The organism is Vibrio sp. JZG10, assembly GCF_054064075.1.
In genome coordinates, this window is sequence record NZ_JBSUGE010000002.1 from 95,224 (window position 1) to 120,917 (window position 25,694).

Below are 25,694 nucleotides of genomic sequence, written 5' to 3' on the forward strand. Positions count from 1 at the left end.
AATGCCCGCTAAATCAGCGGGCATTTTGTTTACGTCATTAATGGTGCATGTGTTTTTCCATGTGACCTTGTTTTTCAACCGCCATTTCTACTTCCACTGTACCCGCGTTTTTGAATGTTAACGTCATAGGGAAGCGGTCACCTTCTTTGAGCGCTTGTGTTGGATTGAAAATCATTAAATGGAAACTGCCTGGCTTAAACAACACTGAGTCATTGGCTGGAACGTGCACTTCGTCAATCTTAATCATTTTCATCACACCATCTTCTTTCTTATGCGTGTGAATTTCGACATGTCCTGCGATTGGGCTTTCTGCTGCGATCAATGCATCTTCACTGTCACCGTGGTTGGTTAATTGAAAAAAACCACCGATAACAGGTGCGTTTGGTGGCGCTTCGCGGCTCCATGGATGGTCGATATGAATTTTTCCTGCTTCATAATCGTGCGCTAAACTCAGTGGGCTAGCGATGACAGCAATAAGCGCGATAGCGGCGGTTTTAAATGATTTAAGCATGTGTTTTTCCTTTTGAATGAATAGCTTCTCTGAATGGACAACAAACAGAGTCATCGTTATTTTTGAATAAAGTTGTTAATGATTAGATGCCTGTTAGGCAGGAAAAACACTCGGCGGAGAGTGCTTAGGCGCGATGTGTTTGTAAACGAGCTTATCGCATTTTGAAAATCGGTAAGGCGTCAGAGCTTTCTTGACTCGGCGCTGCCAATGGATGGTAGTCAGGTATAGCCCAATCGCAACCAAAAGAAAGAATTGAACTGCTTGAAGAAGCGGACACTCAAACTGAAAGCCTTCATGTAAATTAAGATCTTGAATGAGCGTAGAAGAAGGTTGAGCGTTAGCTTCAATCAGCGTATTGATATCCACCCATTTGAAACCATCTGCGGTACACAGTAAGACCTTTTCACTTTGAACGTTGTTAAGCCATGTTGTGTTGTGAACTTGTGTTGGGTTAAGAGTCGCTGTGGACGCCAAATACAACTGAAACAACACCGCGATAATAACCGCAATAGCGTGCAAGCGATGGTGTTTATGCTGTATTAGAGTGTTTTCCATACAATTGAGTGCTTATCTTCTTCGGCGCGGGATACTAACAAATTAACCAAACAATGTAATTATCAGTTTACTAAAAGGTGATGCAAGTGTGCATTATTTGTTTTATTGCCTGTTATTAACGCTTTAATGTCTTGATTCGGCTGGCATTCACAACCTCCAATTCAACTTGTCAGTCTTGCCTAGTCGCTTTTGAAGATACTGAATTAATCTCTCTTATATGTCACTGAAGCTTCGGTTAGTGGGTGTCGTGGTGGTGTTTTTACGTGCTAGATTTGGCTGATATCGATTCAAAATGCACACCGAATCTTCACTTGTTTTCCATTAACGGAATTATGACAGTAATTTAATAAAGGATACGGTATTCTGCGCTCCTTTGTACGTGCCAGAACGTCCGTCCTACTTAGTCGGAGGGGCGATTAATCTTAAGAAATTTCTCAAATGAAATACGAACAACAGATTGGATATCGATACCCTAAAGGTCGATTTGCCATGGTGAGTGTATACGCATTCACTGGTGCTGCGATTTTAGCATCGACTATTTTTTCTCTATTGCTGTTTTTGTCGATCGACGAAAACCTGATGATGCAAACCTTATTTGGTGGTTTAGCGATTATTTTTGAAGCGGGTAAATTCTACGCTTGGTATGAATACGGTGAGCGCCGAGCCCATCGCAACTATACAGGAGCGGCAACCGCTCTTGTATTTTATTTAGTCTTAGCTGCGATCTCCATTGGCGGCAGTATTGGTGGCATTAACAGTGCAACAAACAGCGCACAAAGTCATATTTCGGTAGAGCAGGCGAAAGTGGAAGCGTTTAATCGCCAAATTGCGGCAATCGATAAACAGATTGAGCTCAACAATATGGCAGCGCAGAAATACATCGAGATGGAGCGTATCGCGACCGGTGTAACTCGCATTCAGGAGCAAAACAAAACCTTACGCGAAGAGCAGCAACGCTTGGCTATGGAACGTGATAGTTTGCCACCGGTCACGCAAGGCTCAGTGATTGGTTTGATTGATAGCCTAGCTAACGCATTTGGTACTACCTCTCAGCAAGCTCAGCTTGGCTTAGTTGTATTTCTTTCGATTCTGTTGGATTTCTTTGCTGCATTTTTTGTCGGCCTGATTGGTGAAGAGCAACGGTTTAGACATTTCTATCGCCGAAATGAGGGCATGATACTGAAAACGGTTCGCGATATCGATCCAGAGCCAGCGGGATATCTTCCTCATATCAAAGAGGAGGAAGAGCAAGAAATACCAGTAACGCCGGAGCCTGAAGAGCCAAAAGAACCGAAAACTCTGTTAGAGCAAGTTAGCGATGCACTTAAAACGCATCAAATTACGTGCACAAAAAAAGCCGTTGCCAAACAATTTAGGCTATCTGCGGAAGAGGTAGACAAGGTGTTTGAGGAATTGGCAGAGCTCGGTTTAGTGGGTAAAAAAGCCAACCACCATTATCATTGGATAGGTCAGACAGAGACAGCATAATTGGTTATCAATTAGAGATCGGAAAGAGCGTCAATCGGCGCTCTTTTTTGTATTAGCTCGCCATTAACTAGTTTTTAACTTTTAAATAAATTATGAACAACTGGTCTTGCAAATTGAAAGTTCACTTGGATATCAGTTGAGGCTAGATTTGATATGTCCGAGTCAGCTAAATATTCACGCGCAAGGGATATATGTTTCAATACAGAAACTATTTTCTATCATGGTACAGCGAATAGTTCAGACGGCTCAATGGTGGGCATGAACTATGCGTATTCAGGTGATTAAAGGTTCTAAGTCAGCGAGTCAAAAATTAGCCGAAAGATACATTTTGCTTCATTCAGGAAGTCATAATAGCGGTCGCGTGATCGAGGATACACGTGAGGAAACATTTGCTCCAAACTTACCTGCCCGAATCGGTTATTAATACACCAAGAATGAAAGAGGCGCTAATTTGGTGCCTTTGTTGATAGCTACACAACATGATACGACTAATCTCTTTCTGCCTTAAAACGATACTGTTCCGACAGACAGACCAGAAGACCAACTAAAGCCGAAACGAAAATTACACACACTTGGTAGGTGACTTTCCCTGCCCCAAGATCGTTCAAAATCTCGATAGTAGCAATCATAGGAAGCGTTACCGTGATCAGCAAGCTTAATAAGCGAGAAACCTTAGATTTCTTTCCGTGCCGCTTGGTATAGAAATAATGCGCATAATCCGAGTACATGATAAACAAGGAGATAAAAAGACCCAGTATCCAAAACATAGCTTACAAATCCTCTATTCTAAGCATGTTACGTCGTAATAACTCTTGCTTTGCAGCTAGCGCATCAGCCTCGTTAAAGCCTTTGAGTACACTCGCGAGAATAACCGCTAAAAAAATGCTCTCGCGCCAGCTCGTTGCGCAGTTGATGAGAGGCTGAGTTTCTTGAAAGTCTCTTCAGCGATGTGCACAGAAGCCATTTCTTTAATCAATGCAGCCCCTTGACCTTTTGATAGCCCGTATATAACAGCTGCTGCAAAGCCGACCTCAAGTTTAATATCGATGGTGATAAACCATGTAGAAAGGAAGTCTGCGACTGCCTGATGAGTATCGAAATACTGGCGCAACTCACCATCTGATAGACTCCAAGGGTTCCACATGGGCTTAGCAATACTTTGCGCTATCAGCATTTGAACCTTACCGAAAAATTTCGGATTCCCTAAAGCCTGTGCTTGTTCAAGGACTTTTCTTTAGTCGAGTCGATTGAGCTGTCGATACAAAATGACACCTGTTATTACAGGCAAAACCTTTTCTCTGTTGTTTCTGATAAAACTCAAATCTGCATCTAAGCCTGTCAGTATCGCCAACTGAACTACAGGTTCGGTTTTTAGCGTCTGCTCACTATAACCTCTAACCATCGTTAGACCTCCTTTTTTCATATATTGTATGTGTACAATATAGACAAGTGATTTGTATGCAAGTTGTGGCACTTTTCATTAGGCTCAAAGTCTCAGAGTTAAGAGAAACTATTACTAATTAATTGACTTGTGTAGTAAAAATAGTACGAGGTCAAAGTCCTGTATTGGAATATGAGAAAACAAGGTTGAACTTGGGCATCAAACAACAGGTAAGTAATCAGTTTATTTCGGCAACATGCTTTCTACGCTCAAACTCTATGGTGTAGACGTTAATTTTTATTGAGCTTTTTTGTCACGTCTTTTCACCGTTTTCCTCTCTTTTTTCTTGTGTCGTTGTATCAACAGCTTTGCCCGCCACCCTTTCATCTGGCAGTTTGTCTTTTCTTGGATCAATCGCGGTATCTTTCAATGTTTCTTTAGGTGTACAACAACTGCCAATACCAACCACGGTTTTTTTCGCAACGGTTTTGGTTGTTTTTTCTGCATCGCAGTCAGGGGGAGTCACGTTAGCTAAGCTGGTGGATGAAGCTAAAAGTAAGATAAGCAGAGTGAGATAACGTTTTTCATAGTAGTCACCAATATTGTGGAACATAGGTAAAGTGTAATTTGGAGAAAAGAGTTACGCGGAAATTTGCTAGTTTGAGTCTAGGGAAGCATAGTAAGGTGAAAACAAAAAAGTGCCACCGAAGTGACACTTTTTCTATAGCGTAGAAGGTATCAGTTGTCGTAAACGTCCAACTCCACTTCACGGGCAATATTTTGGTCGTTGATGATTACACCATCGACTTCGACACGAGCACCATTTAGGTTAAGTTCTTCGATGCCTTGGAAGCGTGTTTGTACATCAATCACAACGGTAGTGTTGTTTAGCAATTGATCTGCGTCGTTTTCGCAACGCTCGATGTTAAATGTTCTTGCTTCAGCATCGTAGTTTGATACGTATCCTTCACATTCAAATTCTTTACCTTGCCATTGGTTGTTATCGTCAAAGTCTGGTTGCTCAAACTCAATAACGGTAGCGATGCGTTTGCCATTTTTCATGACAGACGTTACTTCCACTTCTTGGCCTTGTTTTAGGTTCGCTTTGCTGCCATCTTCAAATCGTGTTGCGTTATCGATGAAGAATGCACCTCGGTAGTTTAATGAAAACTCACTGTAATCATTTGCAACCCAAGTCACGATGCCTTCCACATCGCTGTCATTGCTTATGACGTCGTAGCCTTCAACTTCTACCTCATTTGCCATGAAGACGCCGTTTTGCATTTCACCTTCTACTTCCACCCATTGGCCGGTGCTAAGTTGGCTAATGTTGTCGTAAGATACGGTTATATTTGTACCAAGCTTAAACGTGCTAGCATTTTCATCGATACTAGTAATGCGACCTTCCAGTTCGTAGTAGCTTCCAAGAGTTGGGTAATCGTTATCTACGTCGATTTCGACCACAGACAACACTCGATAACCCGCATCAGCAGTCGGCAAGGATGACACCATCACCCAGTCGTTGATCTCTATATCATCACTTAAACCGTCAAACTGCAGATCTACGCCGTTTACCGTAAATGTTTTCTTCACATAATCAATTGCTGTAACACGTCCGGTAATGGTTGGCTCAAGTGTTACTAAGAAGCCATCGTCAGACGCTTTACGAACACCTGTCCCTACTTGAACCATCATTTTTGGTTCTACATCGGCCAATTGCATTGATGTATCGCCATAAACCACCCCAGACACATGGTATGTATATCCATTGACGGTTAACGTGTTTTCTTCAGCGTTGACCGCTTCAACAGAGCCAATCGCTACACTTGGTTTCACTACTGGTTGAGTTGGTGTGCTATCGCTATTGCTGTCACCACCTGAACCACCACAACCAGACAATGCCAAACTTACTACAGAAATAAGAGCGAGTTTTTTCATTGTATTAACCTCAATTTACGAGCTAGTTTAGGAAATTGCCTGTATCTTATTGGGCATATCGTGAAGAGATCGTGAAGAAATGTGATTTTTATGAAAATTTTAATTGTAGATGACAACCACAATGTCTCGGAGACGATTGCGGACTATCTTGAGCTTGAAGGCATGATTATCGATTGTGCGTATCATGGTGAGGCCGCACTGAAGTTAATCGAGGATAATCATTACGATGTAATCATCATGGATATCATGATGCCTAAGCTCGATGGCATTAGTACGGTACAGAAACTGCGACAAGATGAGCTCTGTGGAACGCCAATCCTCTTCCTAACCGCAAAAGATACGTTAGATGACAAAATCGCGGCATTTAAAGCGGGAGGCGATGATTATTTAATGAAGCCATTTGCGATGGAAGAGCTTAGTTTGCGTGTTCATGCTTTGGCTAATCGCGGTCCAAGGCAAGATATTGGCACGCTCAAGTTTGCGGACATTTGTTTAGATGCGCGCACAGGCAAAGTGACGAGAAAAGACAAAGAAATTAAGCTGAGCCGAATTCAAACCAAGATTTTAAAGTTACTTCTCCAACGTGCTCCAGCATCGGTTTCGCGCACAGAAGTGATCGATAGTGTGTGGGGAGACGAACCACCCGGAAGTGATGCACTTCGTAGCCATATTTATGGTTTAAGAACCGCGTTAGACAAAGGTTTTGAAGAATCACGATTAGAGACTATTCATGGACAAGGTTACCGACTTAAAGCATAACGAATATCCAAGTATTTATCGCAAGATCCGTTGGGGTTTTGGGGTGATGACGCTTGTGATGTTTACTCTTTTTTGGTCGCTGATTTATGTGGCAGAAAACAAACTTGAAGTGCTGAGTTTACATCACTGGCTTGATACTGAAGCGGCACTTTATAGTGAGAGTTTCGAGAAACAGGGCTGGGATGCGCCATTGCCAAACGTATTGGAGTTCAACTCATATTGGAGTGAAGCACCGACACCGGATTGGTTGCTCTCTTTTACTTCGCCCGGTTTTTATGAATATCTGCTTGGTGACGAAGACAAACACTTTGTCGTATTGAAACATCCCTCAGGGAAGGGGCTTATGTACATTGTGTTTCAAGATGACTCCGATGACTACCTCGACGAATACGAAAGCTCGCTGCATCAGTTTACGCTGCTGCTCGGTGGCTTATTTTCATTTGTTATGGTCGGGTATGGCATTTATATGGTGCGAATATTGTCTCGACCACTAGCGCAAATCGAAGACAAAATCAGCCAAATGTCACCGGATCAACCCGCTTTCCAAGTTGAAACCAAGTTCAGCGAGACACGCCAGATAGAGCAAACTTTGCTGGATAATAAAAACGATATCGCGGGCTATTTCAAACGAGAACAAGAATTTAGTCGTTTTGCATCGCATGAGTTGAGAACGCCAATCATGGTGATCAAAGGCTCAACAGACATTCTAACGCGTATCCCAGAACAACCTCGAGTCGCGCAAAAAGCCATCGCGAGAATGCAGTCAGCTTGTGAAGACATGCGCGTACTAACAGAAGCGTTTCTCTTGCTCGGTAAAGAGAAAATAGAGCCTCAGCATTACGGAGAGCATCAGCTTCTCACTTGTTTACAAAAACAGTTGGAAGAGCTAGCTCCTTTATTTGCCAAGCAAGATTCGAATTACGCTTTGCACGAACAACATAGTGGTGTAGTGACGGCTCCAGAGAGTTTTGTGACCATTGTTATCAACAATCTGATTAAAAACGCCTTTAGCTATAGTGTAGGGGATATTGAAATTGAGTTGAAAGGTCATGCTCTTAAGATCCTGAATCGTCACGATGGTAACGAGACGTACAACGCCGGCTACGGTTGTGGGCTTGTTATCGTACAACGCATATGTGAACGGATGGGATGGGCGTTAATACTTGACGATGATGGTGTTCGATTTAGTGCGAAAGTGGAATTCCGTTCCTAGCTTTGTGCGTCTAACCCACAGTCAAACAAGAAAAAACTGGAATTTGAATTAGACTGAAGTTAGTGACGCGGAAACTTGAGGAACCGTTATGCTTTCTTATCAGGTCAGCAGAAGTATTGAAATTAATAAGAATCAAAGCGAGATTATTGGCTATCTCAAGGATTTTAATAACTGGCCTGATTGGTCACCTTGGATCATTCTTGAACCGAGCTGCGAGCTGACATTCAGCGATAATCAAGGTCACGTTGGAGCCGGTTACCAATGGAATGGTCAGCGTATTGGGACTGGTGCCATCGTACTTGAAAGCACTCAAGAACATCGGTTAGATATGGAGCTTCATTTCTTTCGCCCAATTAAGAGTCACGGAAAGGTGACTCTAATAGTGACGCCGTCACAAGATGGTTGTTTAGTCGAATGGCAAATGCAATCACGCGTTCCTTGGTATCTGTTCTTTTTGAAAAGTATGGTTAAGTCGATGATAGAGATGGATTATCAACGTGGGCTACGCATGCTCAAAAGCAAACTTGAAACCGGGCAAGTGCTCTCAGACTTGGTTGAAATTGGTAATCGAACCCTGCCTCAGGTTCACTACATCGGAATAAAAGGCGAGGCCACCATTCCAGAATTAGGTCCGGTAATAGAAGAACAAGTTCAACAGTTAAAGCAGATAGTTGATGACAAGGGCTTATCTGTGAACGGCGAGTTATTTTGTTATTACCAGTCGATGGATATGCAGAAAGGCACGTTTGAGTTTATCACTTGCTTGCCACTTGATAACGCAGTAACCGCGCCAGAGGGAGCGGTTTCCGGTACCATACCTGAGAGTGAAACATTTGTCGTCGAGCACCGTGGGGAATATCAGTTTTTGGGAAATGCATGGGCTTTAGCGATGAACTTGGTTCGTCAGAGTGGTATGAAAGCCAAAACCAGTCCATTAGGGATTGAGCGCTACTTAGATAACCCGCAAGAAACCACGCAGGATAAACTAAGAACCGAAGTTATTTTATTTAAGAAATGACAGGCGTTGCCGGACACGCTCCCCTAAATATCATGCTAGTTCCGTAGTAATCTACAAAAAAAGAGGGTTTCTATACCCACCTATAAAAATGCCTCAGCAATTGCCGAGGCATGGTTTTATCAGCCAACTTCTCTTGCTAGAGAATTATTGTGCACGGTACTTACCGCTGTTTAGTTCAATTTTAGACGCTTTTACCCGGCTGTCTGCGTTTAGATAGTCGCTAATGCTCAGTAGATCTTGATCTTGAGATGCTTTTAACACCGCAGATTCTCCCTCTGCGAAGACAACTTCCAGCTTTAGCTCTTTGGCGACCGCTTTCGCTTCGTTAGGGTTGTTTACCGTGATGTAAACCAGTCCAGTGGCCTTGGATACATTGCTAAATGCATTCTTAAACACTTCATCACCGGCTTGAAGCTTTACTTCTTCGGATAGGCTCCTAGCTGTACCCGTTTGCACCTTGCGATAATCTTGGCCATTAATCTCAACCGCTTCTGAAGGCACGAACAGTTCAGGTGCGGGTTGTTGAGAGAGTTGTTGCTCAGCGTATGCGCTAGCCGTCATCATAGAAAGAGCCAGCATAGAAAATGATATGTATTTCATGTAATTGACTCCTTAGTGTCCAAAGATGCGCATCGACCAGTTCTTAATAACACCTGGCTGAGCGTTGTTTGCCATCGGAACGTCATAGATGGTTGAAGAGTTAAAATATGCAATGTAAGAAAAGACTTCGTCGCCATTCGTATCGATTGCTCGTAATGTCCATTCGCCTTTTGCATCTTCGCCATAGAACTGGTTAGACAACATTAGTTGGTCTTTGTAGCCAGTAATCGTTGGGTCAAGAGATTGACCAACAAGACCATTACGTGGTGTTTGCAAAACGGAACGAGTCCCTGATGGCGAAACGAGCTCGATAGCTAAGTCGGGCAGGCGAGAGTGGTCTAATGTCAATTTCACTTGAACGGATTCTACCTTCAGATCATCGGCAATAGCGATACTTGATGAACCGCCAGCCAGACTCGCATCGGGTACACTGACTTCTTTAGCATTATTAACCCAAGGCGTAATAACTTGAGGCGGTAAAACACGATTCGTCATGCGAGCACGTTGCATTGCTTCATCCAAATCGACAGCGCCGAAGCCATAAAAAGTATGGAAATCTACGCCTGCAGCGTTTTTCTGCCAAGGAGAAATGGCCTCGTAGCTAACCTGTTCACCTTTGTGGTTAGTAAATTCAAGTTGTACGCCTGGATGCGTTTTATCCGTTACTTTTGCTGTCTCTGCTAGCAAAGCACGTACATCACGAGCAGAAAGTGCATGATTCGTGGACATAATTGCCGCGATGGCACCGGACGTATTTGGCGCAGCCGACGAGGTTCCGTTCATTGTACTGGTATAGTTACAGTTCGGGTCTAGCTCCGTACCGCCGTGTAAGCCATTGATACCAAGCCCGTCGCTGGTATTTTGCCCTTCTTCACAACCCATCAAATCGGTGGTGACCATGGCAGGGAAGTCTTGCCCATATTCACCTGCTGGTGCGGCAACCCATACGTTAGATCCCACCGATGAGTAACTCGCTCGCGTGCCATCCGCACGTAGTGCACTGGTGATTAAATTAAAATAGTTGGCGTTGTCATAAGACTGAGCGGAGTTGTGCATCGGCAAGCCTTGGTTGTCTCCACCAGCAAAGAAGTTACTTGGTAATACGAAGAATCTTCCCGCATTGAAATAGCGATAACCATTGCCGGCTGACTTAACAAATACAGCACCGCGTCCCCATGAGTTACTTTCGCTGACATTTTTTATCACGTCCATTTCAAGTTTAAGTTGAGGATCGCTTTCATCAAAAGTTATTGGGTTGATCGGGCTGAAACCATAGCTTTGGTTAAATACACGAACATCGCGTGTGGCTGGGTCCATGCCGTGAGAGATTAGCCAGCCTTCTAATGTCTGGTTGGCTAACCAGTTAAAACCAATAAGAGAAGAGTGAGAAGCAACACCGCGTCCACCTTCACCATTGTTGCCGACTGCGCTGATCAAACCGGCGACAGCAGTGCCGTGACCATTGGTGTCAACCGGATAACTTAATGGGAAAGAAGAGTCTTCGACGAAGTTTCTGCTACCTGTAACTATATTACCTGCAAGATCTGGGTGATCGATCTGCACTCCAGAATCAATGACCGCGACTTTTACACCGATACCCGCAATACCCATTGCTTGAGTGAGCTTGGTGTTTAGGTCGTTCCCAGCAACAGCTGGGTTAGCTGCAAAAGCAGTTTGCCCTGTGTTGTCTAAGTGCCATTGTTCAGAATAGAGTGGATCAAACGCCGAGACGGCAGGTGCAATGCCTACTGCCAACATAGCAGCAAATAGGCGGTTAATGCGTATTTCCATTTTTGACCTCATGTCTTTGTTTGGAATTTTTTAGCTCCTGTTTCATATTCCTCTAACAGGAATAAACAAAGCTAACGACAAAGAATAAGGACGAAAACCATTGACAACTTGTTTACATCAAAAGTTCGACGAACAACATGAGTCAGTGTTAATTCACTGAAATTATAAGGTTTTTTAATGTCGAATAGCGCACGCATGAAAAGTAAAAAGCAGAAAATACGGTCGTACTGTCTGCTTTGAGAGGAAGGATTATTTAGTTGAAGCGGGTTGAATTGTCGCCATTGGTTTCTTCGGTTTGGCCTTTTCTTTGGGTAGCACGTTATCAATCCACTTTTTGATGTATAGCTTATTGAACTCATTATCACACCACTTCTTGTTTAAACCACGTCGGTTAAACTCAGCGCCAATCGCAACTTTGGTTTGGTTGGTTGCACGGTTGTAGTAGAGAGTCTCGCACAACTGAGTGTTACTCATTTGTTGGGCATATACGTTAACACTGCTGCTGCGCATTCCCAGTTGAGAGGCTTGATGGTTACTACACGCAGTGAGAAGTGCAGGCGCAAAAATAGCGATGGTTAGGATTTTTTTCATTTTGCTCTTATGACGTCGGGTGAATAACGAAGCGATTTCTTCCTGCTTGCTTTGCGTCATACAAAGCTTGATCTGCGAAGAAAAACCATTGATCCCATTCTTGTTGAATAGTTTTTACGGACAGTCTGTCGACAGCCCCGAGAGAAATTGTCGCGTTTAATGACTTAGAGTCAACCACTAGTGGCGTGTTTTCCACGATATATCTCAATCGATCCAAGAATTTAGCGCAATCTTCAGTTCTGTTTACTTCAAATAATAAGACAAACTCCTCTCCACCCCAACGGATGAGTAGGTCCCCAGAGCGAGTCGATTCATTAAATAACCTGGCAATATGAATTAACATCTTGTCGCCAATATCATGCCCATATTCATCGTTAAACGTTTTAAAATGATCGATATCTAATACGGCTAAGGCAAACGTTCTATCTGGGCTTCTACGAGCCATTTTATCCAGCCAAATTGGAAGGTAGCGACGGTTGTGCAATTGAGTTAATGGATCGGTAGTATTTTCTTGAGTGAGTGCCTTATTAATACGCCTAACGCGCAGTACGTAACGAAAGCCAACGACCCCAATCGCTGCGATAGCGATAAAGTAGAACATTTCTCTATAGCGTTGTGAGCGCAGCTCTGAGGCTTGCAACGCATTTTTCGTTTCTAGTAGCTTGAGTTCTTTCTGAGCTAACTTAGCTTCGAGGTCAAACTTAATGTTAATCATCTCTTCGCCGTGGATATGATGAGAAAATTCAGCTTCTAGCTCTCTTAATTGAGTTAAGTAACGAAAAGCAGCTTCAAAATTATTAAGGGTTTGATTCGCGTTTACTAGGACCGACAGCATATCAATGCGCTGTCGTATTTCTAGCTCATCGGTTGATTTAGTTTGCTCAAGTACGTTGATAGCTGTCGAAATAGCTTTATCGTATTGTTCATCTGCGAGGTATGCTTCTGCATATGCTTCATAACAAGGCATTTTCTTCGCCTCTACGTTTCCCGTGATAGGGAGAGCTACGCAACGCTGTGCAACCATCAACGCTTCATCAATTTTCCCTATCGAACTTAACATTTGTGAGAAGCTGGATAATGAATAGTGTTTGATGACGTCTGACCCCGTTTGCATTGAGAGCCGGATTGCTTCATTAAAATAGTATTCTGCCTTTTCGCTATCTCCACTGCTTAAGTGAACAATACTTAAGTTTGCGTAGATAACCCCAATGAAAAGGCTGTTGTCATATTGATATTTGCTGTTTAAATAGGTATCGAGTGCTTGCGTAAGGTAGCTACTGGCGCGAGCCCAATCGGATGCATCGATATAGACGGTACCGATATTATTCAGCGTCATGGCAACTTGCATTTCAAATACGGTTCTCTCTAACAACTCATAGGCGGTTCGGTAATACTTGAGTCCGCTACGTAGTTGATTCCGTGAAACCTCTAAGTTCCCTAGCCAGCGATATGCTCTTCCTTCTAGCGCTAAATAGCCGAGATCGCGAGCTTCAGCGATGATGTCATGGAGTACAAGTTCTGCATTCCAATTGTCGTCTAGTTCAATCATGGTTACCGCTTTATTCAGCTGTGCTTCAGCGACTACCCATGGTAAATGATGCGCTTTCCCAAACTCAATTAAATCAGGCATATCTTTGGGCAGCGGAACGCCTTCGTAGCGCTTTAGGTATAGGCGCGCAAAGTAATAAAGCGCAAGAGATTCCGCTGACGCATTCTGTGGCGCAACTAATTCATCTTCTTCAATTGAGCGCGGCTTACCCATTGAACGAAAATAGAGATTGAGCATGGAGCTGCTTTGAGGAGAAATGTGTTCTTCCAGGTAGCTCTGTTTTTCTGTGTTGGCAAGTACATGGGTTGGATGGAAGAAGAATCCAAGTACTGAGAACAGCGCGCAAGTTAGCGTTTTAATCGGAAAGTGCATGAGCTTATTAATAAAATGTGATCTCGTTTAACCCTAATACTAGGTAAGTCTATCACTTCTTATTGGCTAAGTGCGGATGGATTCCGAGTTACAAACGGCTTGTGAAGAAAGTTTCGCGAAAGGTGAGGCTAATGTTATGATTTATAATGATAAATCTGTTCAAAAGTGGAAAGATTGATTTAACGACAAGGTAAACAGTACGACGAATCTAGTGTGTCGAACATTGTTAGTGGTGTAAGTTTCATCATTTAGTCGGTGCGATTCGCATCTCGAAAGATGGCTGGTTCGCTAAAAAATTATCTTTCTGTCATAAATATTTAATGTTTGTATGGGTTGTTAAAAAGCTCGATATTAGACATAGTGTTATTAAGCCAATAAAAAATGGCTTTTATAATAAACAGGAGATTAACTATGCATAATGAAATGATTCAACCTTCACACTTCGGTATTATTGGCCGCACTTGTATCGCTTCAGTACTTATGATTGCGGGCGTTTTTGCTCTTATTTAAGAGTCAATGGTAACGATGGTTACCCGCTTAAGAGTAAGAAAATTCAGGGAATCACCTTAATCTCGTATAAGGTATTCCCCTGAAAATCCAACCTAATAACTACTTTTTAGCTGAAGAAGCTAAAAATCAATGCACTTACCGCTACAATGCCCGCAGTTAAAACAAAGTAAGTTGAGCCATTTCCACGATATTGTTTCAATGCATCGATTTTGTATACCGCTAACATTGGCATAATAAATAAGATCATCGCGATAACAGGCCCTGACAACGCTTCCATCATACCAAGAATGCTTGGGTTCATGATCGCTGCTGCCCAGATTGAAAAGAAAAGTACTGCAACGCTGATAAGATCAACCCGCTTTTCAGACAGTTTAGAGTGTTTGGTAATTAAACCATTTAAGCTTTCGCGTGCACCTAAAAAGTGCCCAAGAAAAGAGGAAGTGATAGCAACAAAAGCCACCAAAGGACCAAGCGTTGCGATAAATGGGTTGTCTGTTGCATTGGCTAAATAAGACAGCACCGACACGTTTTGTTCTTTAGCTTGAGCCAATTGCTCTGGTGACAGCGCTAATACACACGAAAAGACAAAAATAAGCACAAACGCAATTAACATGATGCTAGTGCGTCGAAGAATTACTTCGGATTTCGCATCCGCTTGATCGCCATAATGGCGACGTTGCACATTTGCAAAGCTTGAAATCGCAGCTGCGTGACTAAACGAGAAAATAACCACAGGAACCGCTAACCACATAGTGCTAGCAAAAGCAGACGCTTCAGGGGCGTCCATGATTGGCATGGTCCAGTTTGGTATCAAGTAAAATGAAAGAAAGGCAAGAATAGCCACTAATGGGTAAACCATAATGGCAAAAGCCCGTAGCATGACTTTTTCGCCCGCCATCATAATGGCAATTAATGCAAACACTAGTGCACCTGAAAGCAGAGGGCGAGGCAAAGAAGCCATATCAGCTTGGTTAACCATAAAACTGTCTACGGTATTGGTAATACCGACACCGTAAATTAACAGGATCGGGAAGATCGAAAGAAAATACAGCAGTGAAATAGAGCGACCCGCTTTTGCGCCAAAGTGCTCTTCTACTACATCAGTAAAGTCTGCATTTTTGATCTTGGAAGACAGTACAAAGCGAGCTAAACCACGGTGGGCAAGATAAGTCATTGGGAAAGCAAGCACAGCCATTGCGACTAACGGCCAAAACCCGCCAATACCAAGGTTGATCGGCAGAAATAGAATGCCTGCACCAACGGCTGTTCCAAACAGACTAAGGACCCAATGTGTATCGTGTTTTGACCAAGATGTTGTTGTGTTTAATTCACTGGAATTTAACGCATTTCGAGATTCTTTCACTTAAAACTCGCTTTTATAAAAATAATAATGCGGAGAATGGTATAGGTTTTGGTGTTTGTTATCACATCGGAAGTGTGGTGAATCATGCTGAAGATAAGGGGTGGTTGTAACTTATCAAACTATGAATTTTTTTAAAAACTAGAATTTTAATCTGATATCTAAGCAGTAAATTGGTGTTATATTTTAAATTTTTACTAATGGGTGGTTTTTGATTTCGTGGTTAAAACTTAATCATGGATGTATATGCTAAAGAAGCTTGCTCTTACTTAATGAGCCATGGTGCATATTGTAGGGCTAGCAAGTGGCAGGTCTATGAGTCCTGCATTTAGATGAGCTTTAGGTATATACTGCCGCCACAAATGTTAAAGGAGGAATCATTGAATGGACATTCTGTCTGCACATAAAGACGACTTATTGGCTGTGTATACGCTTGAAAATACTTTGTTTGGAGAACATGCCTATCCTCAATTTTTCTTTCGACAAGCTTTTGATTGTTGGGGGGAAAGCTTACTAGTGGCGAAAGAGGGGGAGCAAGTCGCAGGATATATTTTGCTGACGACGAGCACAAATGCGCAGCAATATTGGATCATGTCACTGGCTGTCGATACTCAACATCGTGGTAAGGGTATTGCGCGTTCTCTGATTGAAAGTGCCATCGCGCCGTTAAAGTTGGGCTCAAGTGTGAAGTTGACGGTCGATCCGAATAATCAGCCTGCATTGTCTTTGTACCTCTCCCTTGGCTTCAAAGTATTAAAAGAAGAAGCGCATTATTTCGGTGACGAAGAGTCTAGATTGGTCATGGAATTAGTAAAGTAACCCTGCACGATAATGAACGAAACTTGCACTCAATTAGTGCGCGGTATTACTTTGCAATAGTTGTTTACATTCTAACGTTTTGTAAATTAATGATTTTCAATCTTGGCACCTCGTTTGCTTTGAGATAAATGTTCATCGTTAACTCGATGCGCCGCTCTCTATAGCAGGCGAGAGCGGGATAGGGTATTACTTTTGAAAATGTACTAACAGCGTTAAAGGCATTGCTGCCTCTCTCGATTCGGGAGAGGCTTTTTTTTTGCCTGTAATTTAGGATTAGTCGCGCAGGAGGCGTTATGTCACAAGGGTGTAGAAAGACAACTTGTCCGTATTGCGGAGTAGGCTGCGGAATTGAAATCAGCAATAACAAGATTATTGGAGATGCGCTTCATCCGGCCAATTCCGGTTCACTGTGTGTAAAGGGTGTCGCATTAGCAGAAAGCTTACAAATGCCTTCAAGATTGCTCTACCCCAAGCTAAGGGAAAAAGAAGTATCATGGCAGGTGATCACAGACTTAATTGCACAAGAGATCCATCAAGCGAAAGCAGAGTTTGGACCGGATTCCGTCGCTATGTACGTGTCAGGCCAGTTGTTGACGGAAGACTATTACGTCGCCAACAAACTCATGAAAGGTTATGTGGGTAGCGCGAACATCGATACCAATTCCCGTTTATGCATGTCTTCTGCGGTTGCTGCTCACGTGCGCGCATTTGGCGAAGATGTCGTTCCAGTCAATTACGACGACATTGATAATACTGAACTATTGATCATTTGCGGTGCGAATACCGCTTGGACGCACCCTGTTCTATTTCGACGTATTCAACAAGCGAGAGAAAACAATCCTAACCTCAAGCTGGTGGTCATTGACCCGCGTGAAACGGTCACAGCGCAGCAAGCGGATTTGCATCTACCGATTAAAAACGATGGGGATGTGTCACTTTTTAATGGGCTGCTCAAGTTTCTTATCGAGCAGCAATGTATTGATTCTGAATACATAAATTCCCATACCGACGGGTTTGATGCGCTTGCAGAAGAAGTTTTTGATTTGCGTTACGATGTCACTAATTTAACGTCTTCCATTGGTATTTCAGAAGAAAAACTCACGACATTCTTCCAATGGTTCGCACAAAGCCCAACCGCAATCACGCTGTTTTGCCAAGGGGTTAACCAAGCCGAAAATGGTGTCGATAAAGGCAATGCAATCATTAATGCACACTTGGCGACAGGTAAAATTGCTAAGTCAGGTTGTGGGCCGTTTTCTATTACAGGTCAGCCGAATGCGATGGGTGGGCGAGAAGTCGGTGGTTTGGCAAACCAACTAGCGGTTCATCGCGCTTTTGACGCAGACTCTATAAAGCAAGTCCAAGCGTTTTGGGATTCACCCGAAATTGCCACTAAGCCTGGATTAAAAGCCGTCGAGCTGTTTGAGGCGGTAGAACGTGGTGAGATTAAAGTTCTGTGGATCATGGCAACCAATCCCGTGGTTTCTTTGCCTGATAATCAGATGGTTAAGCGCGCGTTAGAGGCTTGTCCTTTTGTGATTGTGTCTGATATTACCGCGGAGTCGGACGTTGCTAAATATGCAGATGTTTTATTGCCAGCGGCTGGTTGGGGTGAAAAGCAAGGCATGGTGACTAACTCTGAACGTAGAATGTCTCGTCAACGTCAGTTTCAAATACCACCTGGTGAAGTAAAACCAGATTGGTGGGCGATAAGCCAAGTCGGACAAGCTCTGTGTACATTGGAAAATACACGAAATGGCTTTGCGTTTAGTTCTGAGCGAGCAGTCTTCAGGGAATATGCGGCGATGACAGGCATGAATGCAGATTCGCCATTGAAGCTCGACCTATCACAATACGCGAACTTAACCGAGCAAGAATACGAAGAGTGGGTGCCAACACAATGGGGAGGAGAGCGTCCTTTTGCTGATGGCGTCTATTCGCACCCAGATGGTAAAGCGCGTTTTGTCGTGACCAGTGAATCTCCGACGCGTTTAGAGAGAACAAAAGGCTGGTGGCTCAATACGGGCAGGCAACGCGACCAATGGCATACCATGACGCGCACAGGTCATATCGCACACCTTGCCGCGTCTGAGTTAGAACCAACCGTGTACATGAGCACACTCTCTTCTACTCAAAATCGCTTAAAAGCAGGACAACTCACCAAGCTATTCCAGCCCACTTCAAACACCAGTATTTATGCCAAAGTGGCCATTGATGAAGGTTTGGATTTTCAAGAGCTGTTTATGTCAATGCACTGGGCGGGTCGATATGGCGGTGAAAGCAGTGTTAACGCGATAGTAAACAGCGCAAAAGACCCTATTTCTGGGCAGCCTGCGTTTAAGTCGTCTTATGTTGAAGTGCAAGACGCGGCGGTAAAAACCTACGGTATGTTCATCGGTACACAGTTTGATTCCGGCAAGTTTCTCTACAGCGCATTTCAAGCAGAAAGTAATTTGGGCATCTGGCGCTTTGCACACGATAAACGCCCAAAGAAGCAGAGTTTTTGTCGAACAGAAAAGAGCCGCAGAATTACGATAGATATTGCCCAGGGTTGGCTAGCGGTGGATTACGACCTTGTTGGAGACGTTCGTATCATTCGCTCTGTTTTGGTGGTGTCTAGTGAACCGATTCAAACCGACTACACCAACTTTACCGGCTTGATTGGCAAGCCGATGGAGCTATCGCAACTGCTTACCATCACTCAATCGCAAAGCAGTGCCAAACTGGTCTGTAGTTGTTTCCGTGTTACTGATAAACAGATACATGACACGATGGAGAAACAAGACTGCACTTCACTGACCCAACTTCAAAACAAACTCAAATGCGGTACCAACTGTGGTTCGTGCGTTTCTCAAATCAAACAAATGCTCGACAGCCATCTGCATCAAAAGGGCAAACTGCAAGCGAACCAGCAAAGTCTGGCGATTCAAATAAAGTAAGTCATAAAGAGGATAAGCACATGGAAGCGCCTTATCAAAAGTCTTGGTTTAAGAAAGGACAAGCGGACCAGAGTCAAGAACGCTCGTCTCGCTTTTCTAAGCATGACCAAGCAAGCAAACTGAACCAACTTTTAGAAAATCACTCCGAAGATCTAGATGCGAACCACAAAGGTTTTGTCTCTATTGTCGGAGCAGGACCGCACGACCCAGACTTGTTAACCGTGAAGGCAGTGAAAGCGATTATGTCGGCAGAGGTGCTGTTGTACGACCGTCTGGTAAACAAAGATATTTTGGAGTTGGCCTCGCCACAAGCCGATTGGATTTACGTGGGCAAACGATGCGGACAACCTAGTATTGGTCAGGAAGAAATCTGTGATTTGTTGGTGTCGCTCGCTCAGCAAGGAAAGCGAGTTGTGCGCTTAAAAGGGGGAGATCCTTTTGTATTTGGTCGTGGAGGCGAAGAGGCGTTAGCGCTCGTCAAGCACTCTATCGCTTACGAAGTCATCCCCGGTATTACTGCTGCGATTGGATGTTCAGCAAACAGCTTGATTCCGCTGACTCATCGCGGAATTTCTCGCAGCGTTACCTTTGTTACGGGACAAGTGGTTACGGGCGCATTTGAGGCTTGGAGCCAACTGATGCAAAGCGGACAAACGTTAGTCTTCTATATGGGGTTAGAAAAGTCATCGCAAATACAAATGGGGTTAACCAACTCCGGTTTGAGAGAAGATTTCCCAGTCGCGATCATCACTCATGGTTGCAGCCCTCAACAACAAGTGCACGTTACACAACTCAATCAGCTCAATGAGTTATCGATTACACTTAAAGGCGTGAGCCCAGCATTGATTGTGATGGGAGAAGTTGTCAAACTGCGCGAACAACTAATAGAAACCGTACAGTCAGTGACGGAATACGAGGGAATATGAGCAGCATTTTGGAGTGTATCAGAACAGTCGGTCGTGGCGAACGTGGTAGAAAACCACTGAACTTTGACCAAGCGTTTCGAGTTATGGATGAATACCTAAACGGAGAGTGCGATGATGATCAAATGGCAATGCTGCTGATGCTGATCCGCGTACAAAACGAGACTCAACAAGAAATCGCTGGCTTTGTGAAAGCATTCCAATCCCGCATGCCTGCTATTGGTGCAGACATCGACTGGCCATGTTACGCAGGCAAACGTGAAGCGGCAGGTCAGCCTTGGCACCTGTTAGCAGCGAAGATCCTTGCCGACAATGGTCATAAAGTGCTGATGCATGGCTATCACGACTGCCAATCTGGTCGTTTACACGCCGAAGATTACCTCGGCAAATTTGCTATTACGAAAGCGGAATCAGCAGAAGACGCAAAGCGTGTGTTAGAAACACAAAACATCGTGTATCTACCGCTCAGTGCATTTGCTCCTCAAGCAGAAACCATGATCGGTTGGAAGAATCGTTATAGGCTTAGAACGCCGATTAATACCGTGGTTCGAGCATTGAATCCGGGGCAAGCAACGGTTGGTATTCGTGGTAGCTTCCATCCTGGTTTCCAACAACTTCATGCAGAAGTCGAATATGAAATCGGTCAAACCGCTCACGCCGTTGTGTCATTCAAAGGGCAATCGGGCGAATCAGAATACAACCCGAAAGTAAGCCAAACGGTATGGTTAAGCCAAACAAGCGGCGTGACATCGCACTACTGGACGGAGCAAATGCTGTCTGAGGTGCCAATGCCTACGAACTGTCCGTTTGGGACGTCAGAAGATGACATGAACCAAATGGCGAATACGGTGTTGGCAACGATGACCGTTGTGCTCTTTGCTCAAGTGCACGATAGGGAACAGGCCTTTGAACGTGCGTTTACTTATTGGGAAAACTATTGTTGTGGCAGTTAATCCTGTGACGAGCTAACCGTGAAACGTTGTTGGATCGGAATCCTTTATCTATTGTTTGTGTAAGCTTGTCAGTGATGTATTTATCACTTGAAGTGTCTCACAGCTGGTTGGGGCAAACATCAGTGAGGCCTGATGAGTTTACTTTTCGATAAGAAATGAGGACAAGGATAATGGTTCTAAAGCACTCAAATTCTAACAACAAGGCGTCACATCCCATTCCACAAGAAGCTTTCGATTGGTATGACGAATACGCACATGGCAAAATCTCTCGCCGAGAGTTTCTCAACCGTCTTGGTGGCCTCGCTGTTTTAGGTTTTAGTATGACGGCCCTGGTTGATGCTCTGACTCCAAACTATGCACTCGCAGAGCAAGTTTCCTTTAATGATCCTGAGATCAAAGCAACCTATGAAACCTTTGCCTCGCCCAATGGACATGGGGAAGGTAGCGGCTATTTGGTTGTGCCACAAAAGAAGACCTTAAAATCGCCGACAGTGTTGGTGATTCATGAAAATCGAGGTCTAAACCCATACATCAAAGATGTCGCCAGGCGACTCGCGAAAGATGGCTTTATTGCTTTTGCTCCTGACGCGCTTTATCCACTCGGTGGCTATCCGGGGAACGACGATGAAGGTCGCGCCATGCAGAAAGAGATGGACAGAGCCAAGATCGAACAAGACTTTATTGCAGCCGCTAACTTCCTCAAACAATACGAGGGTGGAAACGGTAAATTGGGCGCGGTTGGATTCTGCTTCGGTGGATACATTGTCAACATGCTTGCCGCGGTAATGCCAGAAGAGCTCGATGCAGGTGTGCCTTTCTATGGAACACCAGCGGCGCAAGAGATCCAAAAGCAGGTCAAAGGGCCGTTGATGATTCACTTCGCAGGGCTCGATAAGCGTGTTAACGACACATGGCCTGCCTATGAGCAGCAATTGATCGCGAACGATGCGCAATATCAGGCGTTAATGTATGAAAACGTCAATCATGGCTTCCACAACGACTCAACGGCACGCTACGCACCAGAAGAAGCGGCGCTCGCGTGGGAACGCACACTAGGCTTCTTCAAAGAACATCTCGCCTCTAGTTAAAACGCTTCAACTTTAATTGGCACAGTCCTTGTTATGTCTCTCTTAGTGAGTGAGATATAAACAAGGAATGTGCATGACTCGATCAACGTCAAAAACACCCATCATAGTGTGCTGTGATAGCCTCCAAGAGCAGGCTCGATTGTCCGGCTTATTGAGCAAAGATTACGACAACATCATCGGCTGCCAATTGGCACAACTAGAAACGTTAATGCAACGAGAACCGTCGGCACGCGTTGTTGTTGGATGGCAGCAGCCGACGGCGGAACTGCGTTTGATTGTCGATTTCTGTCGCAGAAAATCGGCACCACTCCTTATCGTGCTGAAGCAACTATCATCTAATGATATCAATCGCTTATCTGAAAAAATGGATTATGTTCTCATGCCGAACGATAGCGAGTTTGCACTTCAACCTTGGATTGAACATGCGACATTAGTGAGAGCGAAATTCGAAAGTATGCAATCGGAAATTGAATCGCTGACCCACAAGATTGAAGAGCGCAAGCTGGTGGAAAAAGCCAAGGGTCTGCTGATGAAGATGCACAGCGTTGATGAAGAGCAGGCTTATAAAGCGCTCAGAAGCTCAGCCATGCAATCGAGTCAAACGCTCTCTCAAGTGGCGAAGAATTTGATTACGGCATTGCAGTTAATGGATTAACTTCTCTACTACTTTGGGGTTATGGCAGAAATTCTACCGTGGTGCGTGTTGCACTAACAGCAAGCAAAAACAGTTGCTTGGTTACGAGGGTAGACTCTAATGTGCTGTATTTAAAGTAGAAAATAAGTTGGCACAGTACTTGGATTAGTTAAAACGGGTTTATTGTTGAATCGCTTATCTCAATTATCACCGGCGGTAATTGTAGACTTAGCAACGGCGCTACTGCTCTTCGGAGTAGTGGCGCTTTTTTTATGGGAGCAAACCAATGAAATGGAGTTCGATGCTGAAAGTGTCAGCAATTTCGTTATCGGTATTCACCACGGTCAGCGTAAAGGCAGAGTTGGGTGAGCCAGAAATTGAAGACCTGAAGTTTGGTTTTATTAAGTTAACTGATATGGCACCGCTGGCGGTTGCTTATGAGAAAGGCTTTTTTGAAGACGAAGGCTTGTACGTCACTTTAGAAGCGCAAGCAAACTGGAAGGTGCTCTTAGACCGAGTCATCGATGGTGAGCTTGCTGGCGCTCACATGCTTGCTGGTCAACCATTGGGCGCGACGATTGGTGTCGGCACAAAAGCAGAAGTGATTACCGCGTTCAGTATGGATTTGAACGGCAACGCAATCACGGTTTCCAATGATACTTGGGAGCAGATGAAGCAATACATTCCAAAACAACCAGATGGCAAACCTGTTCACCCAATCAAAGCGGATGCCTTAAAACCAGTTGTGGACAGCTATCTGGATAAAGGTAAACCGTTCAACATGGGTATGGTGTTCCCTGTATCGACGCACAACTATGAGTTGCGATACTGGTTAGCGGCAGGTGGGATTCATCCAGGCTTTTACGCACCAGACTCAGGCGATAACAGTGGCCAGTTGGATGCTGACGTTCTTTTGAGTGTTACACCGCCACCACAAATGCCAGCAACAATGGAAGCGGGCACGATCAAAGGGTACTGCGTAGGCGAACCATGGAACCAACAAGCCGTATTCAAAGGTATTGGTACGCCAGTCGTGACCGATTACGAGATCTGGAAGAACAACCCAGAGAAAGTGTTTGGTGTTTCCAAAGCTTGGGCTGAGAAGTATCCAAACACACACATTCGCGTAGTGAAAGCCTTGATTCGAGCGGCACATTGGTTGGATGAAAACGACAATGCCAACCGCCAAGAAGCAGTGAAGATACTATCAAAAAGCGAATACGTTGGAGCCGATGCCGAAGTTATCGCCAACTCAATGACCGGTACGTTTGAATACGAGAAAGGCGACAAACGAGATGTGCCAGACTTCAACGTGTTCTTCCGTCATAACGCCACGTATCCGTATTACAGCGATGCGATTTGGTACCTGACCCAAATGCGCCGTTGGGGACAAATCTCAAGCGAGAAATCCGATGATTGGTACATGGATGTGGCAAAAGAGGTTTACCGTCCAGATATCTACCAACAAGCGGCTCAAGCGCTAATTGAAGATGGTGTGTTGAGCAAAAAAGACTTCCCAGATTTCAGTGCTGAAGATGGTTTTCGTGCGCCACAAACACACTTTATCGACAACATCGTTTATGACGGTCGCGAGCCAAATAAATATCTGGAGAAGTTCTCTATCGGGCTTAAAGGAAAAGACAAAGTTTAGGATGAGCAGTCCTACAAAAAATACAGCGGGCAGGTGAGTCTGCCCGCAATAACAAGGATGTAAATTTCTTAGGAGTGAGTATGTCTAGTAATGTCATTTCCCTGTTTCCTGCTAAGCAGGTAGTGAACCGAAGTCGGCTGGTGCTTTTGCCCGTCATTGGCTTGCTGATCTTTTTGGCAATGTGGCACTTAGCGGCGAGAGAAGTGCAAACTTCATTAGGTACGCTACCGGGACCTGTGCAAACTTTTCAGCAGTTCAGCAACCTTGTCGATGACCATTGGCAAGAGCGAGAAAAGGAACAAGCGTTTATCGAGCGTCAGGAAAAGCGCAATGCTGCGAAGTTAGCGAAGAATCCAGACGCGGAAGTGAAGATTCGTCCTTACACAGGTAAACCGACGTTCTTCGATCAAATCATAACAAGCTTAGTGACTGTGACTGCGGGCTTTTTGCTGGCGACTGTCATTGCGATTCCACTTGGTATCGTGCTTGGTCTGAATCAAGGACTGTATCAAGCGTTCAACCCAATCATTCAATTGCTCAAGCCCGTATCACCTTTGGCTTGGCTGCCTATCGTCACTATGGTGGTGAGTGCCACTTATGTGAGTGATGATCCGATGTTTGCTAAGTCGTTCATCAACTCACTGATCACAGTGGCGCTGTGTAGCTTATGGCCGACGCTGATTAATACCGCAGTGGGTGTAACGAGCGTTGATAAAGACTTAATCAACGTGAGTAAAGTGCTTCAACTTTCGTGGTGGCAGCACATCCGCACCATCGTATTACCTTCTGCCATTCCAATGATCTTCACCGGTTTACGTCTCTCTTTAGGTATCGCTTGGATGGTGTTGATTGCGGCAGAAATGCTCGCTCAGAACCCGGGGTTAGGCAAGTTCGTTTGGGATGAATTCCAGAACGGCAGCTCGGCATCATTGGGGCGCATTATGGTGGCAGTCATCACCATTGGTTTTATCGGTTTGATGCTCGATAGAGGCATGCTGCAACTTCAAAAGTGGCTGTCTTGGAATAAACAACAAGCGTTGAGATAAGGGAA

General features: G+C 44.3%; 24 protein-coding genes. 12 read left to right on the plus strand and 12 right to left on the minus strand.

Annotated features, from left to right (window positions below):
* Positions 1-37: 37 nt before the first annotated feature.
* Complete coding sequence (locus tag ACWYVB_RS02970) at positions 38-511, minus strand: copper chaperone PCu(A)C (RefSeq protein ID WP_301616579.1); 474 nt, start codon at positions 509-511, stop codon at positions 38-40.
* A gap of 93 nt (positions 512-604) precedes the next feature.
* On the minus strand, positions 605-1,066 hold the full coding sequence (locus tag ACWYVB_RS02975) for a hypothetical protein (RefSeq protein WP_054868028.1): 462 nt from the start codon (positions 1,064-1,066) through the stop codon (positions 605-607).
* A gap of 438 nt (positions 1,067-1,504) precedes the next feature.
* Between ACWYVB_RS02975 and ACWYVB_RS02980 the strand changes: the two genes are divergently transcribed.
* Positions 1,505-2,554: a Preprotein translocase subunit SecY gene (locus ACWYVB_RS02980; protein WP_457527899.1), complete on the plus strand. Its 1,050-nt coding sequence runs from the start codon at positions 1,505-1,507 to the stop codon at positions 2,552-2,554.
* A 488-nt stretch (positions 2,555-3,042) separates the two neighbouring features.
* On the opposite strand, the gene ACWYVB_RS02985 is transcribed toward ACWYVB_RS02980, so the two are convergent.
* The 5 genes from ACWYVB_RS02985 to ACWYVB_RS03005 form a co-directional block, all read right to left on the minus strand.
* Positions 3,043-3,321 carry a hypothetical protein gene (locus ACWYVB_RS02985; RefSeq protein WP_258459194.1) on the minus strand — a complete coding sequence of 93 codons (279 nt, stop codon included), beginning with the start codon at positions 3,319-3,321 and terminating at the stop codon, positions 3,043-3,045.
* 107 nt (positions 3,322-3,428) lie between these two features.
* Complete coding sequence (locus tag ACWYVB_RS02990) at positions 3,429-3,728, minus strand: hypothetical protein (protein WP_457527901.1); 300 nt, start codon at positions 3,726-3,728, stop codon at positions 3,429-3,431.
* Between the two features lie 60 nt (positions 3,729-3,788).
* Entirely contained in the window at positions 3,789-3,956 is a 168-nt protein-coding gene (locus ACWYVB_RS02995; RefSeq protein WP_226977526.1) for a hypothetical protein, read from the minus strand.
* Positions 3,957-4,248: 292 nt separating this feature from the next.
* Positions 4,249-4,548 (minus strand): hypothetical protein, encoded by a 300-nt coding sequence (locus tag ACWYVB_RS03000; RefSeq protein WP_145472013.1) that lies wholly within the window; start codon positions 4,546-4,548, stop codon positions 4,249-4,251.
* Positions 4,549-4,673: 125 nt separating this feature from the next.
* The gene (locus ACWYVB_RS03005) at positions 4,674-5,873 is read right to left on the minus strand and encodes a DUF5666 domain-containing protein (protein WP_457527903.1); all 1,200 of its coding nucleotides are present in this window, start codon (positions 5,871-5,873) and stop codon (positions 4,674-4,676) included.
* A 90-nt stretch (positions 5,874-5,963) separates the two neighbouring features.
* Between ACWYVB_RS03005 and ACWYVB_RS03010 the strand changes: the two genes are divergently transcribed.
* The 3 genes from ACWYVB_RS03010 to ACWYVB_RS03020 all read left to right on the plus strand — a co-directional run bounded on the left by ACWYVB_RS03010 (position 5,964) and on the right by ACWYVB_RS03020 (position 8,863).
* Positions 5,964-6,632 carry a response regulator transcription factor gene (locus ACWYVB_RS03010; RefSeq protein ID WP_047009266.1) on the plus strand — a complete coding sequence of 223 codons (669 nt, stop codon included), beginning with the start codon at positions 5,964-5,966 and terminating at the stop codon, positions 6,630-6,632.
* Positions 6,604-7,845, plus strand: coding sequence for a sensor histidine kinase (locus tag ACWYVB_RS03015; RefSeq protein ID WP_457527905.1), 1,242 nt, complete (start codon positions 6,604-6,606; stop codon positions 7,843-7,845). The genes ACWYVB_RS03010 and ACWYVB_RS03015 overlap by 29 nt, the downstream gene beginning before the upstream one ends.
* Before the next feature lie 88 nt (positions 7,846-7,933).
* Complete coding sequence (locus tag ACWYVB_RS03020) at positions 7,934-8,863, plus strand: SRPBCC family protein (RefSeq protein WP_457527907.1); 930 nt, start codon at positions 7,934-7,936, stop codon at positions 8,861-8,863.
* 144 nt (positions 8,864-9,007) lie between these two features.
* Here ACWYVB_RS03020 and ACWYVB_RS03025 read toward each other — a convergent pair whose 3' ends face one another.
* The 5 genes from ACWYVB_RS03025 to ACWYVB_RS03045 form a co-directional block, all read right to left on the minus strand.
* A complete protein-coding gene (locus ACWYVB_RS03025; RefSeq protein ID WP_012842506.1) occupies positions 9,008-9,463 on the minus strand; it encodes a hypothetical protein in 456 nt (151 codons plus the stop codon).
* Positions 9,464-9,475: 12 nt separating this feature from the next.
* Positions 9,476-11,254 carry a S8 family peptidase gene (locus tag ACWYVB_RS03030; RefSeq protein ID WP_048625132.1) on the minus strand — a complete coding sequence of 593 codons (1,779 nt, stop codon included), beginning with the start codon at positions 11,252-11,254 and terminating at the stop codon, positions 9,476-9,478.
* Between the two features lie 249 nt (positions 11,255-11,503).
* Positions 11,504-11,845: a hypothetical protein gene (locus ACWYVB_RS03035; protein ID WP_457527910.1), complete on the minus strand. Its 342-nt coding sequence runs from the start codon at positions 11,843-11,845 to the stop codon at positions 11,504-11,506.
* Positions 11,846-11,852: 7 nt separating this feature from the next.
* Positions 11,853-13,766, minus strand: coding sequence for a tetratricopeptide repeat-containing diguanylate cyclase (locus ACWYVB_RS03040; RefSeq protein WP_170902565.1), 1,914 nt, complete (start codon positions 13,764-13,766; stop codon positions 11,853-11,855).
* 616 nt (positions 13,767-14,382) lie between these two features.
* Positions 14,383-15,639, minus strand: coding sequence for an aromatic amino acid transport family protein (locus ACWYVB_RS03045; protein ID WP_457527912.1), 1,257 nt, complete (start codon positions 15,637-15,639; stop codon positions 14,383-14,385).
* Positions 15,640-16,020: 381 nt separating this feature from the next.
* Between ACWYVB_RS03045 and ACWYVB_RS03050 the strand changes: the two genes are divergently transcribed.
* The 8 genes from ACWYVB_RS03050 (at position 16,021) to ACWYVB_RS03085 (ending at position 25,689) form a co-directional block, all read left to right on the plus strand.
* Complete coding sequence (locus tag ACWYVB_RS03050) at positions 16,021-16,455, plus strand: GNAT family N-acetyltransferase (protein ID WP_005395641.1); 435 nt, start codon at positions 16,021-16,023, stop codon at positions 16,453-16,455.
* Positions 16,456-16,748: 293 nt separating this feature from the next.
* On the plus strand, positions 16,749-19,394 hold the full coding sequence (locus ACWYVB_RS03055) for a molybdopterin-dependent oxidoreductase (protein ID WP_457527914.1): 2,646 nt from the start codon (positions 16,749-16,751) through the stop codon (positions 19,392-19,394).
* Between the two features lie 20 nt (positions 19,395-19,414).
* A complete protein-coding gene (gene cobA, locus ACWYVB_RS03060; protein WP_457527916.1) occupies positions 19,415-20,320 on the plus strand; it encodes a uroporphyrinogen-III C-methyltransferase in 906 nt (301 codons plus the stop codon).
* Positions 20,317-21,270, plus strand: a complete 954-nt coding sequence (locus tag ACWYVB_RS03065) for a glycosyl transferase family protein (protein ID WP_457527918.1) — start codon at positions 20,317-20,319, stop codon at positions 21,268-21,270. The genes cobA and ACWYVB_RS03065 overlap by 4 nt, the downstream gene beginning before the upstream one ends.
* Before the next feature lie 170 nt (positions 21,271-21,440).
* Positions 21,441-22,358, plus strand: a complete 918-nt coding sequence (locus ACWYVB_RS03070) for a dienelactone hydrolase family protein (protein WP_457527920.1) — start codon at positions 21,441-21,443, stop codon at positions 22,356-22,358.
* Positions 22,359-22,431: 73 nt separating this feature from the next.
* A complete protein-coding gene (locus ACWYVB_RS03075; RefSeq protein ID WP_457527922.1) occupies positions 22,432-23,013 on the plus strand; it encodes an ANTAR domain-containing response regulator in 582 nt (193 codons plus the stop codon).
* Positions 23,014-23,278: 265 nt separating this feature from the next.
* Positions 23,279-24,643, plus strand: a complete 1,365-nt coding sequence (locus ACWYVB_RS03080; protein WP_457527924.1) for a CmpA/NrtA family ABC transporter substrate-binding protein — start codon at positions 23,279-23,281, stop codon at positions 24,641-24,643.
* An 80-nt stretch (positions 24,644-24,723) separates the two neighbouring features.
* The gene (locus ACWYVB_RS03085) at positions 24,724-25,689 is read left to right on the plus strand and encodes an ABC transporter permease (RefSeq protein ID WP_005375889.1); all 966 of its coding nucleotides are present in this window, start codon (positions 24,724-24,726) and stop codon (positions 25,687-25,689) included.
* The last annotated feature ends 5 nt before the right edge of the window (positions 25,690-25,694 follow it).

Excerpts from the sequence above, each read along its gene's own strand:
- ACWYVB_RS03020 (WP_457527907.1), top strand. The coding sequence starts at position 7,934 with ATGCTTTCTTATCAGGTCAGCAGAAGTATTGAAATTAATAAGAATCAA.
- ACWYVB_RS03030 (WP_048625132.1), bottom strand. The coding sequence starts at position 11,254 with ATGGAAATACGCATTAACCGCCTATTTGCTGCTATGTTGGCAGTAGGC.
- ACWYVB_RS03075 (WP_457527922.1), top strand. The coding sequence starts at position 22,432 with ATGACTCGATCAACGTCAAAAACACCCATCATAGTGTGCTGTGATAGC.
- ACWYVB_RS02990 (WP_457527901.1), bottom strand. The coding sequence starts at position 3,728 with ATGCTGATAGCGCAAAGTATTGCTAAGCCCATGTGGAACCCTTGGAGT.
- ACWYVB_RS02980 (WP_457527899.1), top strand. The coding sequence starts at position 1,505 with ATGAAATACGAACAACAGATTGGATATCGATACCCTAAAGGTCGATTT.
- ACWYVB_RS03080 (WP_457527924.1), top strand. The coding sequence starts at position 23,279 with ATGAAATGGAGTTCGATGCTGAAAGTGTCAGCAATTTCGTTATCGGTA.
- ACWYVB_RS02970 (WP_301616579.1), bottom strand. The coding sequence starts at position 511 with ATGCTTAAATCATTTAAAACCGCCGCTATCGCGCTTATTGCTGTCATC.
- ACWYVB_RS03070 (WP_457527920.1), top strand. The coding sequence starts at position 21,441 with ATGGTTCTAAAGCACTCAAATTCTAACAACAAGGCGTCACATCCCATT.
- ACWYVB_RS03010 (WP_047009266.1), top strand. The coding sequence starts at position 5,964 with ATGAAAATTTTAATTGTAGATGACAACCACAATGTCTCGGAGACGATT.
- ACWYVB_RS02975 (WP_054868028.1), bottom strand. The coding sequence starts at position 1,066 with ATGGAAAACACTCTAATACAGCATAAACACCATCGCTTGCACGCTATT.
- ACWYVB_RS03040 (WP_170902565.1), bottom strand. The coding sequence starts at position 13,766 with ATGCACTTTCCGATTAAAACGCTAACTTGCGCGCTGTTCTCAGTACTT.
- ACWYVB_RS03005 (WP_457527903.1), bottom strand. The coding sequence starts at position 5,873 with ATGAAAAAACTCGCTCTTATTTCTGTAGTAAGTTTGGCATTGTCTGGT.
- ACWYVB_RS03025 (WP_012842506.1), bottom strand. The coding sequence starts at position 9,463 with ATGAAATACATATCATTTTCTATGCTGGCTCTTTCTATGATGACGGCT.
- ACWYVB_RS03055 (WP_457527914.1), top strand. The coding sequence starts at position 16,749 with ATGTCACAAGGGTGTAGAAAGACAACTTGTCCGTATTGCGGAGTAGGC.
- ACWYVB_RS02995 (WP_226977526.1), bottom strand. The coding sequence starts at position 3,956 with ATGGTTAGAGGTTATAGTGAGCAGACGCTAAAAACCGAACCTGTAGTT.
- ACWYVB_RS02985 (WP_258459194.1), bottom strand. The coding sequence starts at position 3,321 with ATGTTTTGGATACTGGGTCTTTTTATCTCCTTGTTTATCATGTACTCG.
- ACWYVB_RS03085 (WP_005375889.1), top strand. The coding sequence starts at position 24,724 with ATGTCTAGTAATGTCATTTCCCTGTTTCCTGCTAAGCAGGTAGTGAAC.
- cobA (WP_457527916.1), top strand. The coding sequence starts at position 19,415 with ATGGAAGCGCCTTATCAAAAGTCTTGGTTTAAGAAAGGACAAGCGGAC.
- ACWYVB_RS03065 (WP_457527918.1), top strand. The coding sequence starts at position 20,317 with ATGAGCAGCATTTTGGAGTGTATCAGAACAGTCGGTCGTGGCGAACGT.
- ACWYVB_RS03000 (WP_145472013.1), bottom strand. The coding sequence starts at position 4,548 with ATGTTCCACAATATTGGTGACTACTATGAAAAACGTTATCTCACTCTG.
- ACWYVB_RS03015 (WP_457527905.1), top strand. The coding sequence starts at position 6,604 with ATGGACAAGGTTACCGACTTAAAGCATAACGAATATCCAAGTATTTAT.
- ACWYVB_RS03050 (WP_005395641.1), top strand. The coding sequence starts at position 16,021 with ATGGACATTCTGTCTGCACATAAAGACGACTTATTGGCTGTGTATACG.
- ACWYVB_RS03035 (WP_457527910.1), bottom strand. The coding sequence starts at position 11,845 with ATGAAAAAAATCCTAACCATCGCTATTTTTGCGCCTGCACTTCTCACT.